Genomic DNA, 19,398 nt, shown 5'->3' on the forward strand with positions numbered 1-19,398 from the left:
CGTTTACATACAACATACGCCCGCCATCCCTGCATCTTGCCAACCCATGCGCCACTACCTGTAGGCGAGAGTTCCGAAAACGCACGAGCCGACAGTAGCAGGTTGCTGGAAATGGCCTTTCCGCAGCCTGCTAGAGGCGGGCCACATGGTCAGCCAATGCAAAACCGGTCATATCGATTTCGCAGTGGCGCCCCAAACCCATAACCTTAAAACGCTCGCCCATCTCGCCCGGCAACGTCAGCGCTTTGACTTGCTGCGATAAGCGCAAGCGCTCGGCATCGTCGGCGTCGGCCATCGCCTCGGAAACAATTTCCGCCATGCCGCCCGCTAACAAGAATTGCGCCTGTGGGGTAAACCCAAGCAACTCCAGCCCCGCCTTCCGACCGGCATCGGCGACCGCCGTAAAATCAACAAAAGCCGTAATGTCCTGCAATCCTACTAAAACCAATGGGTCATCGTGAGCACGGTGGCGATAATGACATACCAACGTCCCCATAGACCGTTGCGGGTGGTAATACTCTACCCGCGGGTAACCATAGTCGATCAATAAAACGGCACCTTGCTCCAAGCTATCGGCCAACGACCCGATCCAGGCCGATAAAGCGGGGCAATACTCGGAACTATAGCCAACGTCAAGCGGCTGGCCGCAAGCCTGCTCGATTTCCGCAACAGTCGCAACGGTTTGCGGCGCTGCCGGCATACCGCGAACGACTAAATTGTCGCCCTCGACCGTAACGCCTAGCTCTTCGACGCCATCGACGGCAGCTTTACGGAAACGCTTAACCGGCAAGGCATCGAGGACTTCATTTCCGATAATCACACCTTTGAAGGGTGCTTCCGGCAGTGCATCCAACCAGCTTACCCGGTTTAATAACTCCGGTACTTCGGCCTGCAATAATTCGCGCTGCCATTGCCGTAACGAGGCACTTACTTCCAGGATCATATAGCGCTCAGGCAAGGCATTCAGCGCCGCCAATTCCTTCAATATATCCACCGCCATACGCCCGGAACCGGCACCTAGTTCCAAGATCGCGTCATTACCCACTGCCGTCATAATCTGCGCGCATTGGCGCGCTAAGGTGCGCGAGAACAGCGAGGAAATCAAAGGTGCGGTGGTAAAATCTCCCGCTGCGCCGAACTTGGTAGAACCCGCGCTATAGTAACCTAGCCCAGGCTCATATAACGCCATAGCCATAAAGCGATCAAATTCCAGCACGCCGCCGGCCTCGCCGATCGCCTCCCTGATACGAGCCTGCAGACGCGCACTAAGCGCAGCCGCATCGGGCCCAGGCGCCGGCACTTGATCGAGGCTGGAAGGCATAGCTTTAGACACTGGACGGTTCCTTAATATCGCTGAGCGTTTGAGGCTTAATGCCCTGACAAACCTCGACATCTTGCCCATTCGGGCAATGTAAACTAAACGGCTGCTTACCGATCATAACGCCATCCAAGACAACCGCTTCTGTCGGGCAAGGGCTGCCGGTTACCGTAGCCGGAGCCAAGCCTAGGCATCGCAACAGCTCCGGTATGGCCACCAAAAATAAGGCTCCTGGGCCAATGCTTCGGGTTGCAAGATCTCGGTTTCGCCGGCAAAACAACGCAGAATATCGAGATCTACCGGACGCGCGATCCATTTCCTCTGCGGATGAGTGCGATCGCGACCGAGCTGCGTCTCGATGTCGTTACAAAAAGCCTTTAACTCAGCCTCGGCCAAGGTGGTCGGCAAAAACAACACCAGATTGCGAAACAACTCATCGCCATCTACCGCAACCGGCTCGGTCAAGTAGATGCTGCTACTGTGTAGACAACCGAAACGGCGAACAAGTGCCGCAAGCGCGCGAGGAATATTCTCCCGCGGATTGGCATTACTGCCGACACCCAAAAAATAACCGGCAGGAAGGGAGTCCTTTATAAGCATCGAATAAACCTTCGCTCCTTAAATGGGGTCGATCCCGCCCTTTAGAGTTGCGCAGTATACTGACGATAAACAATGGCCGTGTAGCCCTTGCAACACCGCCCCGGATAAGCCTGGCATGCCCTACAAGCTAGGCTTAGCTTGCAGCACGCCCCCGCGCGATCGTAACGACTGCGTCGAAATTACCCGCCGGCGGAACTTTAACAGGCTTAGCCAATCGCACCGTCACCGTACTAACAACCGGATAGCGAGAAAGTACCCGTTTCGCCGTCGCTTCTGCCAATGCTTCTACCAGTTGATAGCGACTTTCCTGGTAAAAACCAGCCAGGTCGGCCGCTAGCGCCCCGTAATCGACCGTATCCTCCAGCCGGTCGGAGGACGCGGCAGCGGCAATATCTACCTGCAAAACCAGATCCAGCCCAAGCGTTTGCTGTACTTCGCGCTCCCACTCGAAAACACCGATAACAGTAGCTAAACGCAAACCCTCGATTGAAACCGTATCCATGAATTCTCCTACCGACATACCGCCAAGGGAGACAACATTCTTACACGGTCAGACCGCTTAACACGCAACCAAAGCAGAAAAAGTTCCACCTTCGTCACGCTCCCGAGGCTTATTTCGTAGCAACGCCACCGCTTCCTCGCTACACTGCCGACCGAGGTCGATTATGCGGCGCCCGACTCGAGTACACTGCAGAGACCGCAAGCCATTTAAGAACCTCAACGCGCCCCCTGAGGAACGCCGATGCTCCCGTGCCCCTAGGCGCGTTTCCCGGCTCGCCCGGCAGGAATCGGGCTAGAGACGGTAGCGTAAAGGGTCCGGTGCTTCGGTAACAAACCAGCGACAACGCAACACATACGACAGTTAAAACCATGCTCTTCGATACCACGCCATCGCTTTTCATCGCACTATTAACCGTCCTAGGTTATCTGTTTGGCTCAGTCTCCAGCGCCATCATCGTCTGCCGCTTGATGCGGTTACCCGACCCGCGCAGCGAGGGTTCACGCAACCCGGGAACCACCAATGTACTCCGCATCGGGGGCAAAAAAGCCGCCATAATCACGCTGGCCGGCGACATGCTCAAAGGCCTGGTCCCTGTCCTAATCGCTCGTATGCTTAGCGCCGAGCCAATGGTATGGGCGTTGGTCGGAATGGCTGCATTTATCGGCCACCTTTACCCTGTATTTTTCCGTTTCGAAGGGGGCAAAGGCGTGGCGACCGGCTTGGGCGCTATTTTGGCTTGGTCCTGGCTGGGCGGCTTACTCACCATTGCAACCTGGTTGATCGTGGCGGCCGTTTTCCGCTATTCCTCGCTGGCCGCACTCACCGCCTTTCTTCTTGCACCGATTTATTTGGCTGGCACCACCGGCGATATGGCCTTAACCAGCGCTATGTCTATCGTAACCGCCCTGGTTTATTGGCGACACCGGGAAAACATTCGCAACCTCATCGCCGGTAAGGAAAGTAAGATAGGCAAGAAAAAATAGCCAAGAAAACACCGAACCACCCGCCGACCTTCTGCAAACCTAAAGCAGACGGAGCCTTCGCGCTCCGCCTGCGGCCTCCTACGCATCAAGCAGCCGTCAACGCCTCCAAGGGCCAGCGCGCCGTAACACCGAATCCAAGCGGCTCGGCAGCACCCGCGGCCAGACGGCAATAGCCGGCATAGGCGATCATTGCCCCGTTATCGGTGCACAACGAAGGGCGCGGATAAAACACGCGCGCGCCTTGCCGCTCAGCTAATTCCCGCATCTGTTCGCGCAAATAGGCATTAGCCCCTACACCTCCCGCTATCACCAGACGCTTAATACCGCTTTGCGTTAGCGCTCGGCGGCATTTGATAACCAGCGTATCGACGACTGCATCCTGAAAAGCACGCGCAATGTCGGCCCGCGCCGTCGGATCGCCTTCATGTTTCTTCACCGTATTTAACGTAAAGGTCTTCAACCCGCTGAAACTAAAATCCAACCCTGGGCGATCAGTCATCGGACGCGGGAAGCGAAACCGCGCCGGGTCACCTTGTTGCGCTAACTTCTCCAGCTCAGGCCCGCCAGGGTAAGGCAGCCCCAACAGCTTTGCCGTCTTATCGAAGGCTTCGCCGGCGGCATCGTCCAGGCTCTCGCCAAGCACCCGATAGCGCCCAACCCCCGCCACTTGAATTAGCATCGTATGCCCACCGGATACTAAGAGCGCCAAAAACGGAAAGTCCGGCACCTCCGTCTCCAGCATCGGCGCCAGCAAATGCGCTTCTAAGTGATGGACACCCACCGCCGGGATGTTTAACGCCCACGCAAGACTCCGCCCTACCGAGGCCCCCACCAGTAGCGCCCCTACCAACCCCGGCCCACTGGTGTAGGCAATACCGTCGAGACTGCTTTTCTCCACGCCGGCTTCGCTGAGCGTCTCTTCGATGATCGGCACCAGCTTACGCACATGATCGCGCGAGGCGAGTTCAGGGACCACACCACCGTACTTCGCGTGCGTCGCGATTTGGCTATAGACCACATGCCCCATCAAGCCGCATTCGCTGTCATAAACAGCGACGCCGGTCTCGTCGCAGGAGGTCTCGATCCCCAGAACTCTCATGTGTAACTCCCAATATTTTGCAATTGCTGTCGCAGGCGCCTATAATACCGCGCCCAAGTTCGGAAATCCGCTTCCGCAACCGAATTCAACTTTTTAGGAAGGTGTAATCGTACATGCCCGTTGTTAAGGTCCGGGAAAACGAGCCGTTCGAAGTAGCACTACGTCGCTTCAAACGTTCCTGCGAAAAAGCTGGCGTCCTCTCCGAGGTTCGCCGTCGTGAATACTACGAAAAGCCGACTCAGGTGCGTAAGCGCAAAGCCGCCGCCGCGGTCAAGCGTCACATGAAGCGTCTTGCTCGCGAGCAAGCTCGCCGCACCCGTCTGTACTGAGCACCTTCGGCGCCTAGCCAATGAGTGAGCTTAAGGCAAGGATCAATGAGGCTGTAAAAGCCGCCATGCGGGCCGGCGACAAGCCGCGCTTAGCCGTGCTTAGGTTGATCACCGCCGACATCAAACAACGAGAAGTCGACGAGCGAGTCGAACTCTCCGACGACGATGTCATCGCCGTGCTCAGCAAGATGGTTAAACAGCGACGCGAGTCCATTGCCCAATACGAGCAAGCTGGACGAGACGAACTGGCCGCACAGGAGCGCTCGGAGATCGACGTTATTTCCGAGTTCCTCCCCCAACCTCTGACCGAGGCCGAAATCGATACGATTATCGACAAAGCCATCGCGGATACCGGAGCCTCCAGTATTCGCGACATGGGCAAGGTAATGGGTGCGGTAAAGCCACAATTGCAGGGCCGCGCCGACATGGGTGCAGTCAGCGGGCAGATTAAAGCGCGCCTCGAAAGCTGATTATGCTAAGCTGGTACTGCTAGGCAGGCCGTCGATAGCTATTCTCTCCAGAGTTTGCTATCGACGGCCTGACGAGCTTAGTGGTGCAAGGGCACACAAGTAGGCGGCAACAGGTCGGCGATCGTGCGGTTTAGCCTTGCGACGCTATCTTGTTGCAGTAGCTCCGCTGTTGGATAAGGCTAACGGCTCGCACCCCGTACGGACGGCGCAGGCATTGCGCTTTGTTGCGTCTGCCGTTCTTGGGTGGAAAGCCATGGCCGCCAAAATACCCGATCACTTTATCGGAGAACTGCTTACTCGCGTCGATATCGTCGAGGTTATCGGGGAGCGTCTGGAACTCAAACGGGTCGGGAGCAACTTACAAGCCCTTTGCCCGTTCCACAGCGAGAAAACCCCATCCTTCACGGTCAGCCCCAGCAAACAGTTTTATCACTGCTTTGGCTGCGGCGCCCATGGCACAGCCATCCGCTTTCTCATGGAGCACGATCGGCTGGGGTTTCGGGATGCGGTAGAAACGCTAGCCCAACGGGCTGGCATGGCGCTACCGGAAGAAGCACGCGATGAGCGCGAAGAGCAGTATGGCGAATTATACAAACTGCTCGGCAAAGCCTCGCAGCATTACCAGCGCTGGCTACGAGAGCACCCTGAACGGGAAACGGCTGTAGCCTACCTGAAACGGCGAGGCTTAAGTGGCGACATCGCGGCACAGTACGGGCTCGGCTTCGCGCCGCCCGGTTGGGACAATCTGGCTCGGGCGCTGGGGCGCTCGCCTAAGCTGGTCATAGCCGGACTGGCCAATGAGCGCGATAACGGGGGGCTTTACGACCGTTTCCGCGAACGCATTATCTTCCCGATTCGCGACCGCCGTGGGCGCGTTATCGGGTTCGGTGGTCGCGTCCTTGGCGAAGGGCAACCAAAGTACCTAAATTCGCCGGAAACCCCCGTTTTTCATAAGGGCCGCGAACTCTATGGCCTTTACGAATGTCTCAAGAAACAGCGGCACCCGGACGCTATTGTCGTTGTAGAAGGTTATATGGACGTGGTCGCGCTGGCTCAATATGGGATCAGCGAGGCAGTCGCTACGCTCGGAACCGCCACGTCGACAACTCAAGTCGACCGGCTGTTTCAAGTAACCAAAGACGTCGTCTTCTGCTTCGACGGCGACCGCGCTGGCCGACAAGCGGCTTGGCGAGCGCTGGAAAACGCCTTGCCCGCAATGCGCAGTGGTCGGCAAGCGCGTTTTTTATTTCTTCCCGACGGGGAAGACCCGGACTCGTTAGTCCGCAAAGAAGGTGCGGAGAACTTCCGACACCGAATGGCCAAGGCGGCACAACTATCGGAGTTTTTCTTCGACAACCTTAGCCGCGAAGTAGATCTTGGCAGTATGGACGGCCGCGCTCGGCTCGCCGAGCGCGCAGCGCCACACTTGAAAAAATTACCGCCGGGCCTGCTCCGGGACATGATGTTCCAACGGCTCAGCGAAATTACCGGCTTACAAACGGAGCGTTTGGAAGCGGTATTAGCGGCGCGCGTAACGCTGCGCCCCGACAAGCGAAAGGACAAAAGCCGCGTGGTCCACGGCTTGAACGAACGCCGGCCAGGGTAGCTATCGCCATGCTGCTGCAACAACCGCAGCTGGCGCGTTTAGCGACCGAGACGGAGGGCTACCGCGAACAGGATAACCCAGGAATCGAGTTACTCGGCCAAATGCTTGAGTTGCTAAACGCCGAGCCTCAGTTATCCACCGGCGCCCTACTCGAACGGTTTCGCGACAGCCGTCACGAATCGGCGCTTTGGAAATTGGCGACATGGGAACACATGGTTCCCGACGACGGTCTGGAGAGGGAGTTCACGGACGCGCTTCGACGGATAGAAGGATTGATAGCGCCGAAACGCCTGCAATACTTGGATAAACGGATGCAACAAGGGCAGTTGACCGAATCCGAGCTGCAGGAGTGGCAGCAATTATTGCGTGAATGGAAAGAAACTAAGGCTCGGGCAACAGACCCGCCAACTGAGTAAACACTGGAAAGGAGGAAGATCCCCGCTATAATGTAGGGTTTCTTCGCGTCCGGACCTCTAACAGGCAGTAGCCCAGGTACCCATCTGCTATGACCCAAGACCAGCAGTCGCAGATCAAGCAGCTCATCGCAAAAGGTAAAGAACAAGGTTTTCTTACCTACGCGGAGGTTAACGACCACCTGCCAGACGATATCGTCGATCCGGAGCAGATCGAAGATATCATCGGCATGATCAACGACATGGGCATCACGGTCCATGAAGTCGCCCCCGACGCCGATTCTTTGCTTTTGAGCGATGCGGCCGTCGCCGCCGACGACGACGAAGCGGAAGAAGCTGCCGCGGCCTTAGCTGCGGTTGATGCCGAGTTCGGCCGCACAACCGATCCGGTCCGCATGTACATGCGCGAAATGGGTACGGTTGAGCTGCTGACCCGCGAAGGCGAAATCGAACTCGCCAAACGGATCGAAGACGGCCTTGATCAGGTCATTACGGCCGTCTCCAGTTATCCCGAATCCGCCCGCGTACTGTTGGAAATGTACGATCAGGTCGAGGAAGGCGAAGTTCGCCTTAACGACATCGTCAGCGGGTTCCGCGACGCCGGGGGCGAAGAAGCTGCCCCAGAAGCCGTCGAAACGGAAGACGCACTCGATGACGACGCCGTCAAAGTCGAAGCGGACGATGCCGACACCGACGATGACGATGACGACGACACCGGTACGGTCGTCGATAACGGTCCAGACCCGGAGGTTGCCGCAGAGCTGTTCGGCCGGCTGCGCGAAGTGCACAACGAGATGTTGGCGACCTTGGTCGAAGAAGGCAGTCGCAGTCAGCGGGCGAAAGAGCTACGAGAAGAGATTGGGAGCTTGTTCCTGACCTTCAAGTTCTCGCCCCGCGTTATCGATCTCATGGTCGAGAACCTGCGCAAAACGATCGAGCATATCCGCGGTCGCGAGCGCGACATTATGCGGATTTGCGTACGCAAGGCGCAGATGCCGCGCAAAGTCTTCCTACAGAGCTTCCCCGGCCGCGAGAGCGACGGTAGCTGGCTGAAGGAAATGGTCGATAGCGGAGAGAGCTACTCGGCCGGTGTCGCAGCTTATGCGGAAGAGATCAAACGCGGTCAACAGCAGCTCGCCGATTTGGAAGATAATGCCGGTCTGCGGATTAGCGAGATCAAAGACATCAACCGCCGGATGTCGATCGGCGAGGCCAAAGCACGGCGCGCCAAGAAAGAAATGGTGGAAGCGAACCTGCGGCTGGTGATTTCCATCGCGAAGAAATACACCAATCGCGGGCTACAGTTCCTCGACCTAATTCAAGAAGGCAACATTGGCCTGATGAAGGCCGTGGACAAGTTCGAGTATCGCCGCGGCTATAAGTTCTCCACCTATGCAACGTGGTGGATTCGGCAGGCGATCACCCGCTCCATTGCCGACCAAGCCCGGACTATTCGTATTCCGGTCCATATGATCGAGACGATCAACAAGCTCAACCGCGTTTCGCGGCAGATGCTGCAAGAGATGGGACGGGAAGCAACGCCGGAAGAGCTGGCCGAGCGGATGGAAATGCCGGAGGACAAAGTCCGTAAGGTGTTGAAGATCGCCAAAGAGCCGATTTCCATGGAAACCCCGATCGGCGACGACGAAGATTCGCATCTGGGCGATTTCATCGAGGACGCCAACGTCATGTCGCCGATCGACTCGGCGACGCGCGAAGGGTTGAAGGAATCCGTACGCGAAGTGCTCTCCGGTTTAACGCCGCGCGAAGCAAAAGTCTTGCGGATGCGCTTCGGTATTGATATGAATACCGACCACACATTGGAAGAAGTCGGCAAGCAGTTCGACGTAACCCGTGAGCGTATTCGCCAGATCGAAGCCAAGGCGCTGCGGAAGCTGCGTCACCCGACTCGTTCGGATTCGCTAAGAAGCTTCCTAGACGAGACCTAAGACGGGTATACTTCGTCTTCTCTTGGGCCTGTAGCTCAGTTGGTTAGAGCAGGGGACTCATAATCCCTTGGTCGTAGGTTCGAGTCCTACCGGGCCCACCATTGAATGTAACGAGGCCGCTATTATTAGCGGCCTCGTCGCTTCCTGTCTTCCTGCTCCTTCAGTAAACGAACCGTCAAGCCGCTGTTCAAGCGAATCACGGCTGTTGTACGAAGGCCAAACAAGGTTCGAAACGAACGACTTAGGTGCGCCAAATCAGCGAAACCGACACCGACAGCCAAATGGGTCAAAGAGGAAATGGAGCGCAGGTGGGGCCCGCCTCGCAGCAGCCGGGCCCACAATCGAAAGCGCCGGAACGGCAACCCGGTTTCTTCACTGAACAAATGAACAAAGCGCGTTTCCGACAGGCCTAGGTGCTCTGCAAGCCGCGCCGCACTGTCGACGACCTCCGGACGCCGCGAGAGTATCGCCAGTGCACGCGCCACCCGCGGGTCGACCGGTAACGCTTCTCGCACTCCGACACCGAACATAGCCTCCACCCGTCGCTCCGCAAGCGTACACCAAGGCCGCTCCCAATACAGTTGGCGCAGGAATTCGACCACGGCATGACTTAGCGCGGAATTGTCGGCGATTGCCTTTTCCGAGCCCATCTGCTGCTTTAAACGATAATAAATGGGGCTATCGGCGCTGACGAAAAAGAAGCCCATGGGCCGGCCGCGGGCGTCCATACGTGGGCTGCGTGCGTCGGCAGGCACATAAAATGTCCGGGCTTCCGTCTCTATGCTTTCTTCCACATCATAGGCACGAAAGGCTGTCTCCAGGCCGACACAATAGGCAATAGCCGGATGCCTGTGGATATCGATAACCGGCACCTTACCTACATACGCAACCCACCCATGGCCGATATAAAGCGCATCGCCCACCGCCGCTTGCCGCTGTCGACTCATGCCTTCGCTAACGCAAGAAGAAACGATACAGAAGCTTATGAATTAAACGGCCATAAGGCGGATAGACTAAGCGACTAGGGTTCGGGCGACGTTGAATATATACGCCCTTTTGTTTGGATAAGCTCATGAACCCTTCTCGCCCATGATAATGCCCCATACCGGAATCGCCGATGCCGCCGAAAGGTAAACTATCTTGCGCAATATGAAACAAGGTATTGTTGATACACACGCCGCCTGCGTGACTTTCCTGCAAGACTCGCTCTTGAACTTGGTTATCAAGACCGAAATAGTACAAGGCAAGCGGGCGCGGACGTTTACGGACCTCCCGCAAAGCCGCGTCGAGATCGCTGACAGGTACGATCGGCAAGATCGGCCCAAAGATCTCCTCCTGCATTACACGGGTATCGTTAGGGGAGTCGAGCACGAGATGCAGCGGCAGTTTCCGTTGCGGAACTAACCCCTCCTCATCTGGGTGCAACGCGATCAGCTCTGCTCCTCGCTCCCTTGCCTCATCGAGCATGCTCCGCAACCGGCGGTAATGGCGATCGTTGATGATGGCCGTGTAATCCGGATTCTTGTCGATACGGCGGTACATACGTTTAGCCGCTTTGCGCATCGCGGCCAATAGTTCATCGACACGCTCCTCTCGGCATAATACGTAGTCGGGGGCAATGCAGGTTTGGCCGGCGTTTAACGTTTTACCAAAGATAATATGCTCAGCGGTGCTGCCCATCGGCGCATCGTGGTCAACGATAGCGGGCGACTTCCCCCCTAGCTCCAGCGTGACCGGAGTAAGATTTTCCGCTGCCGCTGCCATGACTTTTCGACCGACCGACGTGGAGCCGGTAAATACCAGATGATCGAAGGGTAAGCGGGTAAACGCCTCCGCAACCGGCACGCCGCCATGAATCACCGCGACTTCGTCGTCCGAGAATACTTCCCGCAGTAACTGCTCTAGAACACCGTTGGTACGTGGCGTGTGCTCCGAAAGCTTTAACAGGGCGCGGTTGCCCGCCGCAAGCGCCCCTACTAACGGCGATAAAGCAAGCTGGATAGGGTAATTCCAAGGCACAATAATACCGACGACCCCCAGCGGCTGATACACCACCTTGGCCGCCGCCGGTCGGAACATCCGCTGCACTGGCCGCCGACTCGGTTTTACCCAACGCGGCAGATGTTTGACGGTGTCTTTTATCGCATTAACCACTGGCAGAATATCGGCGATATAGGTCTCGTCGCGCGAGCGGCTACCGTAGTCGGCGGCAACCGCATCGGCCAACCGCTCCCGGTATGCCACTAGTACCTGCTGAAGCGCTCTCAACCGCGTACAGCGCCAGTCTAGGCTCGGGTATGGCTGTCTTTCCGCCGCATCATGCAAGCGGTCGAAGGCTACTTGCATGTGATCGTCGCCCGCTAGGGGCTCCGCCAACTGGAGGTTCAAGTCGCTCATATCAACGCTCTCATGTGGGTTTGCGGGGGCTAGGCGGCACTGCGGCCCGGGCTAACCGTTTTCAACCGTCCGAGGATACAGTCGGCGGCACGGGCGGCAATCGCCGTTGTCGGGGCGTTGGTATTGCTTCCCATTAGTAAGGGGAAGATAGACGCATCGACAATCCGCAGCCCACGTAACCCGTGCACACGACACTCTGGATCTACCACCGCTTCCGAGTCGATGCCCATACGACAGGTACCGACCGGATGATAAATCGTCTCCGCATGACTGCGAATGTAGTCCCTAATCTGCTGCCGAGTGCGCACGTTCTGTCCCGGGGTGAGCTCCATTTTGCCGATGGCCCGCATTGAAGGTTGCGCTAAGAGTTCCCGCGTACGCTCCACGGCGAGAATCATGCGCTCTTCGTCGCCGCTAGCCGTCAAATATCGGGGCTCGATTCGGGGCGGCTGCTCGGGGTTTGCGCTACGTATCCCGATTTGACCGCGACTTTGGGGGCGCAGAAAACAGGTTCGTACGGTATAACCGTAATAGCGAATAGTTCGCCCAAGCCGCAAACCATGGTCTTCTTCGATAGCAGGAATAAAATGTAACTGCAAATCCGGAATCGGTTCGCTGGGAATGCTCCGGATAAAACCACCGGCTTCGGCAACATTCGAACATAACTCGCCACGCTGCTGTACTAGCCACTGCAGAGCGTTTTAGCGTTACGCGGCAACGCGCTCGGGTGCAAGGACATACCGCGCCGATCGCGCGATCTCCAGATCACGCTGATATCGAGGTGATCCTGCAGATTTCGACCGACTCCCGGCAGTACATGCCGTACCGGAACTCCAGCCTGACGCAACTCCTGCTCTGGCCCGATACCGGACAACAGCAGCAATTGCGGCGTATTCACTGCCCCAGCGGCCAACACGACCTCACTACGGCCGTAGCAAATCATTCGCCGCCCACGCTTGATTCGAACGCCGGTGACCCGATCCCCTTGCAACTCCAGCTGCATTGCAAGGGCGCCGGTAAGCACGTGCAGGTTGGGGCGTTTGCTAACCGGATGTAAGAACGCGTGGGCATTACTGCAGCGCACGCCATGCCGCTGCATCACATGGTAAAAACCGACGCCTTCCTCGGAAGGGCCGTTAAAATCGTCGTTACGCGGAAGACCCAGTTCGGCGCCAGCGGCTATGAAGGCCTCCGAATAGGGGTTCCGGCTCAACAGTTCCGAGACAGCCAACTCCCCGCCGCCGCCGTGATACCTGCTGCCGCCGGCGTGGAAGGCTTCGGTGGCAAGGAAATAAGGTAGTAGGCTGGCATAATTCCACCCAGGGCAACCGGCAGCCTCCCAGGCGTCGTAGTCGCTTGCGTGGCCGCGGGTGTAGCACATCGCGTTAATGGCGCTGCTTCCGCCCAGGGTTTTGCCGCGGGGCCAGAATAAGCGGCGCTGGTTTAAACACGGCTCAGGCTCGGTCCAATAAGCCCAGTTAAACCGTTTGCTGCGCATCAATCCAATAATGCCGGCGGGAGTTCGAATCAGCGGATTCCAGTCGCGCGGACCGGCTTCCAAGACGAGTACCTGCACCGCCGGATCGGCCGACAGTCGATTCGCCAACACACAACCGGCCGAACCGCCTCCGACAATGACGTAGTCGTAATCTTTCTGCATTGCCGGCCTCCTCCTAATAGCTGCCTGCCCAGCTCCGCTCGCGCAGGCAGCTAGACAATATCCCAGATCAGCTTGTCGTCGTTTCGCTAGCTAACAAAATAGGGAGGTTTAGGAAGAATGTCTTGAACGAACCGGTCAAGCCGCAGCAAAACACTCTACCCGATTACGCCCGCTGTGCTTTGCACGGTAGAGAGCGCTGTCGGCACGTTCTAATAAGGGGGCAATATCCTCCGATAGGCGATACTCGGCCAATCCCACCGAGACGGTTAAGCTTAAATCGCCTAGGACGGCAGCATAGTCTTCTTGTTCAACGGCATGACGAATTCGCTCGGCGCACACGCGAGCCTGCTCAAGCGTGGTACCCGGCATGATGACCATAAACTCTTCGCCGCCATAACGGCCGAACACATCGACCGCGCGCAGATGACTTTCCGCCACCTGGGCGAACCGGCGGAGGACTTTATCGCCCGCCAAGTGACCGAAACGGTCGTTAATTTGCTTGAACCAATCGATATCTAAGACCGCTACACTAAACGGCTTACCGAAGCGATCGGCACGGTCTTTTTCGTGCTTGATCGCGTTCATGAGATAACGACGATTAAACAAGCCTGTCAGTTCGTCGCGAACGGCCATATCGGCGATGGTGGCCATCGCCTCTTGCAGTTTCTTGTTGCTCGTCTTAAGCCGGTGGCGTAGGCGCGAGATATAGCCACCAAGGAACGAAAACCACGTCAGGGCCGCCACCAGCGCGATCCAACGCATAAACTCCAAACTTAAATCGACTACTTCCGGCTGCCGGTATGCGAGCAGGAGGACGACAAGGGCATAGCTGGTCAGGGAGAAAATGCTAAGCGCCAGAAAATGTCTGGTCTGCAACCGAAAGACGCCAAAAACGAAACTGGTGATATAGAGCAACAGGAAAATGCCCCGTGCCTCGCCAGCGTAATAGACCATCAGAATCAACAACAGATTGGCGGCGGCAATCTGCGGCATCGTCAGACTCGGATCGCGAAAACGAAGATTAAAGCCCGAGCGAATCACACCGTAGAAAAACAGGTTGACGAGAATGATCGCGCCAACCATGATACAAACGGCGCCAACGGAAATGAGTCCTTGCACAGCAGCGGCAACAAACAACAACGCCGTTACCAAATAGGTAGCGCTTGCCATGAAGAAGCGACGCAAGCGCAGCCGCTGTTGCATATCGCTGCGAGGGACCAGTGAGATATTCATTTCGTTCAGAAAGGGCTTCCCTACCACTACGCCCGCTCTACTATGTGGCAACTACTATCAGTAGACCTCTTCCGAATAGGCTGCGTTCCTGCGCCTCTTGCGAAGCTGAGAAGCAAGTCACGACCCATGTAAAGCGGCAATTCTTGTTCTTGTCGGTTTTGCGCACATCCCACGCGGCAACATAGCGTGCGGCGGGAAACGTGACAAAAATTCACCATTTCTTATAAAATAACATAATATCAATCAGATGACTTCCCCCACCGCCGGGTAAAAGCCGATTCGTCACGCTTTGGCGGGCGCTTGTTGGTACCTCAGCTTTTCTATGCGCGAACAGCTCGGTACGAGCGGCGCTACACCCTCTTACACGTCTACGCTTAGATGTGTGGGTTAGCGGTTAGGGGGCGGGCAAGGCCTCGATAGGCTCCATCCAATATCACAAGCTCTTCTTGTTGCCTTTCCGGAACAATTCGCGCTTTAGGCGATAAAGCGAAGAAATATCCTCTTCCCCATACCCCTGCTGCATCAGCTTTTCGTAGTGGTGCAGGGTCATTTCCACCACTGGCAAGGCCACTCCATGCTCGTCGAGCATCTGTCGGCAAATACCCAGATCCTTGTGATGCAGGGCCAATTTAAACCCTGGCTGGTAACGGTCGCGCACCATCGTCGGTCCGCGGTGGTTGAGAAACCAGTTGCCGGCAGCCCCCCTCCGATAACGTCAATAACTTTATCCATATCCAGACCCGAAGCTTCGCCAAACGCCAAGGCTTCCGTTACGGCCTGATTGATTCCCGCCGCCATAATCTGGTTAACCGCTTTCGCGGCTTGTCCACTACCGACCGGCCCCATAAGCGTCACCGACTTACTGATCGCCGCCAAAGCAGGTCGCACGCGCGCCAGCACCGCCTCTTCACCGCCGGCCATGACCACCAGCTGCCCGCTGCGGGCGCCTTCGGCACCGCCGGAGACGGGCGCGTCGATAAAATCGACCCCGATTTCGGCCAACCGGGCGGCCAACCCCTGCGCCGTTTGCACGCTGACGGTTGAGGTATCAATTATTGTCTTACCGACCGCAAGCTGAGGCTGCATCGCCTCGATCACCGCTTCCACGTCGGCATCTCTCGAGACGCAGGTAATGACAACCTCACAAACCGCCGCGAGTTCGGCAGGGTCTGCGGCTACCGTCATCGAGTACTCGGCGGCCAACGCCTCTGCTTTGTCGCGGCTGCGGTTCCAAACGGCCCGCAGCAATCCCGCCTGTGCCAGATTCGCCGCCATGCCACCGCCCATGGCTCCTAAACCGATCACTCCTACCTGCATGATCACCTCAATCTTCTAAGTACGTGTAGCCCGTCAGCCCTGCCTCCAGTTCGTCCAAGCAGGCGGCCCGGTGCTGCTCATCGAGCGTCGATGCGCCCACGCGAGCACGGTAACGCGCCCTAAGCTCATCGGCGTCAAACTGCACGTAACGCAGCACCGAAGCAACGTTATCGCCTTGTACAGGGTCAGTAAGCACATAGCCGTCGGGGCGCAACTCGACGTTTACCGAATCGGTGTCGCCGAACAGATTATGCAAATCGCCAAGAATTTCCTGGTAAGCACCGACCATGAACATACCCAGCAGATACGTCTCTCCATCGCGATAAGCCGGCAGCGGCAACGTCGCTTCCACCCCTTCGCGATCCACATACGCCGAGATCGTACCGTCGGAATCGCAGGTCAGATCCTGTAGCACGTTACGCCGGTTGGGCGGCTCGTCGAGCCGCTGCAAAGGCAGGACCGGAAAAATCTGGTCCAAGGCCCACACATCGGGCATCGACTGAAACAGCGAGAAATTACAAAACAACTTATCCGCCAACTTCTCGCTCAGCTCGTCGATCAACTCGCGATGCGCCCGCCGCCTCGGATCGAGCCTTGGCTGTAGAGCGTGGCAGGTGGCTTGGTAAATGCGTTCCGCTTGCGCCCGTTGTTGCAGACTTAGCACACCGTGGGTGTACATCTCCTGGGCGTCGGTCAACCAATGATAGGCGTCATGATAGACCTCTAAGGCCGAGCGGTTCTTAGCCTCGCGGTAGTTCCGCCAAAGATCGTGCAAAATTAACGGCGCCTCTTCCTCCGGCGCATGCAAGCCGTCGCCCCCCGGCACGCGATCGACATCGATCACATTCGTGATCAGTACCGCGTGGTGAGCGGTCAACGCCCGCCCCGATTCGGAAATGATATCGGGCTGGGGCAGCTCATGTTCGGCGCAAATCTCCGCTAAAGCGCGCACAACGTTCTGCGCATACTCGTCAACGCTGTAGTTCATCGAACAGAAACTGCGCGAACGGGTGCCTTCGTAATCGACCCCCAGCCCGCCACCGACATCCACCGTACGAATAGGGACGCCAAGCGCCCGTAGCTCGGCATAGTAACGCGCCGCCTCGCGCATCCCCCGCTGAATGTCGCGGATATGCGGGATTTGCGAACCTAAGTGGAAATGGAGTAACTGAAGGCTATCCAGCATACCCGCCGAGCGCAGCCGATCGACCACCGTCAACGCCTGCGAGGCGGACAAACCGAATTTCGACTTCTCGCCCCCGGTGTTCTGCCACTTGCCCGCGCCGATAGAGGCCAGCCTTACGCGCAGGCCCAGCAACGGTTGGACCTGCAACTGCGCCGCCTCGCGCAGAACCAAATCGATTTCGGAAAGTTTCTCCACCACGATGTGGACTTTCAAGCCCAATTGCAGTCCGCGTAATGCCAGGCGGATATACTCGCGATCCTTATAGCCGTTGCAAATGACCGTCCCCCCGCCGGGGCACGGCCAAGCACCGCCATCAGCTCCGGTTTAGAGCCGGCCTCCAGACCGACCCGACCGTTACCGCGCTGTAAAATGGCCTCCACCACACGCCGTTGCTGATTCACCTTAATGGGGTAAACCGCCGTGTAACGACCCTCGTAGTCGTTGCTCCGCATCGCTTTGGCGAACGCATTACACAGGGCGTCGACTCGGTCGTAGAGGATATCGACAAAGCGCACCAGTAAAGGCAGCGCCAAACCCTGCTCGCGCGCCGATGCGGCCAATGCGTAGAGGTCGATCGCCGGACGTTTACTGTCCCGGTCGGGGCGCGCGACAACCCGACCTGCGGCGTTGATATCGAAATAACCACCGCTCCAATGAGCGATGTTGTAGGTCTCGCGCGCCTGTTGCTCGTCCCAGTCGGTCATAGTCGTTATTTACACCTGCACCCGCTTTATATCCGCAGCCAGAAAGGCGACAATCCGCCTCCATCGAAACGCTGCACAGTGTAAGTGATAGCGGTCCGGGGAGTGTAATGCTTTTGCCATGCATGACGGGTATGCGGCATGCCACAATAACCTCCCGCCTCGATAACGCCGGGGCGGACGTTAATCAGGAGTATCGCGATGACGCTGGACAACCGTTGGTGGAGTGAGGCTTATACCGACGAAGGGGTAGCCTTTTCCCTCCAGGTAACCGAGAAGCTGCACGAAGAGCAAACCCCGTTTCAGCACATAGAAGTGTATCAAAGCACTCATTGGGGCAAGTTGCTGGTGATCGACGGCTGCGTGATGCTCACCAGTCGGGATAACTTCACCTATCACGAAATGATGAGCCACCCGGCCTTGTTCACGCATCCTAACCCGAAGCGGGTGCTTATCATCGGCGGCGGCGACTGCGGCATGTTGCGGGAAGTGCTCAAGCACCCTGGCGTCGAACAAGCCGTGCAAGTGGACATCGACGAAGGCGTAACGCGTGCCGCCCAACAATTCTTTCCGGAACTGTGCGAATCCAACGACGACCCACGAGCGACGCTACTGTTCGACGACGGCGTGCAGTATGTAAAAGATGCCGCCGACGGCTCCGTCGATGTGGTCATTGTCGACAGCACCGACCCGGTCGGCCCGGCGGAAGGTTTATTCGGCGAAGCGTTCATGCGCGATGTGCACCGGATCTTGGGAGACGACGGGCTATTGGTACAGCAAAGCGAATCCCCCATCCTGCACCGCGACAGCATCCTCAAGGAGCTGCACGGCGTAATGCGGGGCGCGGGCTTTACCCAAGTAGTGACGATGCAATTTCCGGTTTGCAGCTATCCGTCGGGTTGGTGGTCGGCCACCATGGCCGGCAAAAGCGGCGATATTACGCAATTTCGCCGCGCCGATGCGGAAGCCAAACCGTTCCGTACCCACTACTACAACGCCGGCATCCATCAAGGCGCCCTGGCGGCACCCGAGTTCTGCAAAGAGCTGTTTAGCGACCAATAAACAAGCCACCGCGCAAAAGCTTATACAACCGGCAAAGCCCGCCACGGCTTTGCCGGTACCGAGCGATGCTCAGAGGTCCACTTCCGCTCTTATCTGCCCCTCTAAATCAACGACCCGGACCGTCTCGTAGTCGCCCTGCGGCACGGCAACCGCCAGACAAGGGCTGGTAATGGCTTGCGTTAACATCGCATCGGGTTCAGGGGTGTGCCAGTTCACGCGTACTTCGGCAACGCCGTCGACCACAGTCATAGTGTCCGCGCCCAGCTCCACCCAATAACCGCCGGTGCGCTTCTCGCCCATTTCAACCCAAAGCACCGCCGTATCGTTAAAGTCAATCTGCGGCGGCTCGGCTGCCTCGCCCCCGACCTCGTGTTTCCCCGCCGCCTCTACGACTTGCTGCCAAGCTTCTTCCCGATCCAAGTAACGCACACGCGGATCGTGCTGCTCGCCGCCGCAGAGACTACCTAAATATAATTGGCTGACCGACAAGCGCTCGTCTTGGCGCTCTTCCTCAACCGTACCGCCACACGCCGCTAATAGCCCAAGCGATAAACCTGCAACCAATTTCTTCAT

General features: G+C 57.4%; 17 protein-coding genes, 1 tRNA gene and 2 pseudogenes. 8 read left to right on the plus strand and 12 right to left on the minus strand.

Features of this window, described 5'->3' with window-relative positions:
• Positions 1 to 130: 130 nt before the first annotated feature.
• From CAI21_RS08070 to folB, 3 genes are all read right to left on the minus strand, one after another.
• Positions 131 to 1,333: a class I SAM-dependent methyltransferase gene (locus tag CAI21_RS08070; protein ID WP_258868048.1), complete on the minus strand. Its 1,203-nt coding sequence runs from the start codon at positions 1,331 to 1,333 to the stop codon at positions 131 to 133.
• Between the two features lie 171 nt (positions 1,334 to 1,504).
• Complete coding sequence (locus CAI21_RS08075; RefSeq protein WP_116301817.1) at positions 1,505 to 1,918, minus strand: 2-amino-4-hydroxy-6-hydroxymethyldihydropteridine diphosphokinase; 414 nt, start codon at positions 1,916 to 1,918, stop codon at positions 1,505 to 1,507.
• Between the two features lie 133 nt (positions 1,919 to 2,051).
• Positions 2,052 to 2,420, minus strand: coding sequence for a dihydroneopterin aldolase (gene folB / locus CAI21_RS08080; RefSeq protein ID WP_181919318.1), 369 nt, complete (start codon positions 2,418 to 2,420; stop codon positions 2,052 to 2,054).
• A 368-nt stretch (positions 2,421 to 2,788) separates the two neighbouring features.
• Between folB and plsY the strand changes: the two genes are divergently transcribed.
• The gene (gene plsY / locus CAI21_RS08085) at positions 2,789 to 3,403 is read left to right on the plus strand and encodes a glycerol-3-phosphate 1-O-acyltransferase PlsY (protein ID WP_116301819.1); all 615 of its coding nucleotides are present in this window, start codon (positions 2,789 to 2,791) and stop codon (positions 3,401 to 3,403) included.
• Between the two features lie 85 nt (positions 3,404 to 3,488).
• Here the strand turns inward: plsY and tsaD are convergent, their stop codons facing one another.
• Entirely contained in the window at positions 3,489 to 4,502 is a 1,014-nt protein-coding gene (tsaD, locus tag CAI21_RS08090; protein WP_116301820.1) for a tRNA (adenosine(37)-N6)-threonylcarbamoyltransferase complex transferase subunit TsaD, read from the minus strand.
• A gap of 113 nt (positions 4,503 to 4,615) precedes the next feature.
• Between tsaD and rpsU the strand changes: the two genes are divergently transcribed.
• The 6 genes from rpsU (at position 4,616) to CAI21_RS08120 (ending at position 9,370) form a co-directional block, all read left to right on the plus strand.
• The gene (rpsU, locus tag CAI21_RS08095; protein ID WP_116301821.1) at positions 4,616 to 4,831 is read left to right on the plus strand and encodes a 30S ribosomal protein S21; all 216 of its coding nucleotides are present in this window, start codon (positions 4,616 to 4,618) and stop codon (positions 4,829 to 4,831) included.
• A gap of 20 nt (positions 4,832 to 4,851) precedes the next feature.
• Positions 4,852 to 5,301 (plus strand): GatB/YqeY domain-containing protein, encoded by a 450-nt coding sequence (locus CAI21_RS08100; RefSeq protein WP_116301822.1) that lies wholly within the window; start codon positions 4,852 to 4,854, stop codon positions 5,299 to 5,301.
• Between the two features lie 169 nt (positions 5,302 to 5,470).
• Entirely contained in the window at positions 5,471 to 6,907 is a 1,437-nt protein-coding gene (gene dnaG / locus CAI21_RS08105) for a DNA primase (protein WP_258868914.1), read from the plus strand.
• Between the two features lie 8 nt (positions 6,908 to 6,915).
• The gene (locus tag CAI21_RS24745) at positions 6,916 to 7,323 is read left to right on the plus strand and encodes a hypothetical protein (protein ID WP_116301823.1); all 408 of its coding nucleotides are present in this window, start codon (positions 6,916 to 6,918) and stop codon (positions 7,321 to 7,323) included.
• Positions 7,324 to 7,412: 89 nt separating this feature from the next.
• Positions 7,413 to 9,269 carry an RNA polymerase sigma factor RpoD gene (gene rpoD, locus CAI21_RS08115; protein WP_116301824.1) on the plus strand — a complete coding sequence of 619 codons (1,857 nt, stop codon included), beginning with the start codon at positions 7,413 to 7,415 and terminating at the stop codon, positions 9,267 to 9,269.
• Between the two features lie 24 nt (positions 9,270 to 9,293).
• Positions 9,294 to 9,370 (plus strand) — tRNA-Ile (locus CAI21_RS08120).
• A gap of 24 nt (positions 9,371 to 9,394) precedes the next feature.
• On the opposite strand, the gene CAI21_RS08125 is transcribed toward CAI21_RS08120, so the two are convergent.
• The 7 genes and pseudogenes from CAI21_RS08125 to speA all read right to left on the minus strand — a co-directional run bounded on the left by CAI21_RS08125 (position 9,395) and on the right by speA (position 17,766).
• On the minus strand, positions 9,395 to 10,216 hold the full coding sequence (locus CAI21_RS08125; RefSeq protein WP_116301825.1) for an AraC family transcriptional regulator: 822 nt from the start codon (positions 10,214 to 10,216) through the stop codon (positions 9,395 to 9,397).
• A gap of 7 nt (positions 10,217 to 10,223) precedes the next feature.
• Complete coding sequence (locus tag CAI21_RS08130) at positions 10,224 to 11,666, minus strand: coniferyl aldehyde dehydrogenase (RefSeq protein ID WP_116301826.1); 1,443 nt, start codon at positions 11,664 to 11,666, stop codon at positions 10,224 to 10,226.
• 29 nt (positions 11,667 to 11,695) lie between these two features.
• Positions 11,696 to 12,265 carry a GMC family oxidoreductase gene (locus tag CAI21_RS23705; protein ID WP_220347793.1) on the minus strand — a complete coding sequence of 190 codons (570 nt, stop codon included), beginning with the start codon at positions 12,263 to 12,265 and terminating at the stop codon, positions 11,696 to 11,698.
• Positions 12,266 to 12,348: 83 nt separating this feature from the next.
• Positions 12,349 to 13,326, minus strand: coding sequence for a GMC family oxidoreductase (locus CAI21_RS23710; RefSeq protein ID WP_220347794.1), 978 nt, complete (start codon positions 13,324 to 13,326; stop codon positions 12,349 to 12,351).
• 135 nt (positions 13,327 to 13,461) lie between these two features.
• Positions 13,462 to 14,559, minus strand: a complete 1,098-nt coding sequence (locus CAI21_RS08140; RefSeq protein WP_116301827.1) for a GGDEF domain-containing protein — start codon at positions 14,557 to 14,559, stop codon at positions 13,462 to 13,464.
• A gap of 433 nt (positions 14,560 to 14,992) precedes the next feature.
• Positions 14,993 to 15,876, minus strand: a pseudogene (locus tag CAI21_RS25875) (NAD(P)-dependent oxidoreductase).
• A 7-nt stretch (positions 15,877 to 15,883) separates the two neighbouring features.
• A pseudogene (gene speA, locus CAI21_RS08150) lies at positions 15,884 to 17,766 on the minus strand (biosynthetic arginine decarboxylase).
• A 198-nt stretch (positions 17,767 to 17,964) separates the two neighbouring features.
• Here speA and speE point away from each other — a divergent pair.
• Positions 17,965 to 18,825, plus strand: a complete 861-nt coding sequence (speE, locus tag CAI21_RS08155; RefSeq protein WP_116301828.1) for a polyamine aminopropyltransferase — start codon at positions 17,965 to 17,967, stop codon at positions 18,823 to 18,825.
• A gap of 69 nt (positions 18,826 to 18,894) precedes the next feature.
• Here the strand turns inward: speE and CAI21_RS08160 are convergent, their stop codons facing one another.
• The gene (locus tag CAI21_RS08160) at positions 18,895 to 19,398 is read right to left on the minus strand and encodes a protease complex subunit PrcB family protein (RefSeq protein WP_116301829.1); all 504 of its coding nucleotides are present in this window, start codon (positions 19,396 to 19,398) and stop codon (positions 18,895 to 18,897) included.

This window comes from Alkalilimnicola ehrlichii (genome assembly GCF_003399765.1).
Taxonomy (GTDB): Bacteria; Pseudomonadota; Gammaproteobacteria; order Nitrococcales; family AK92; genus AK92.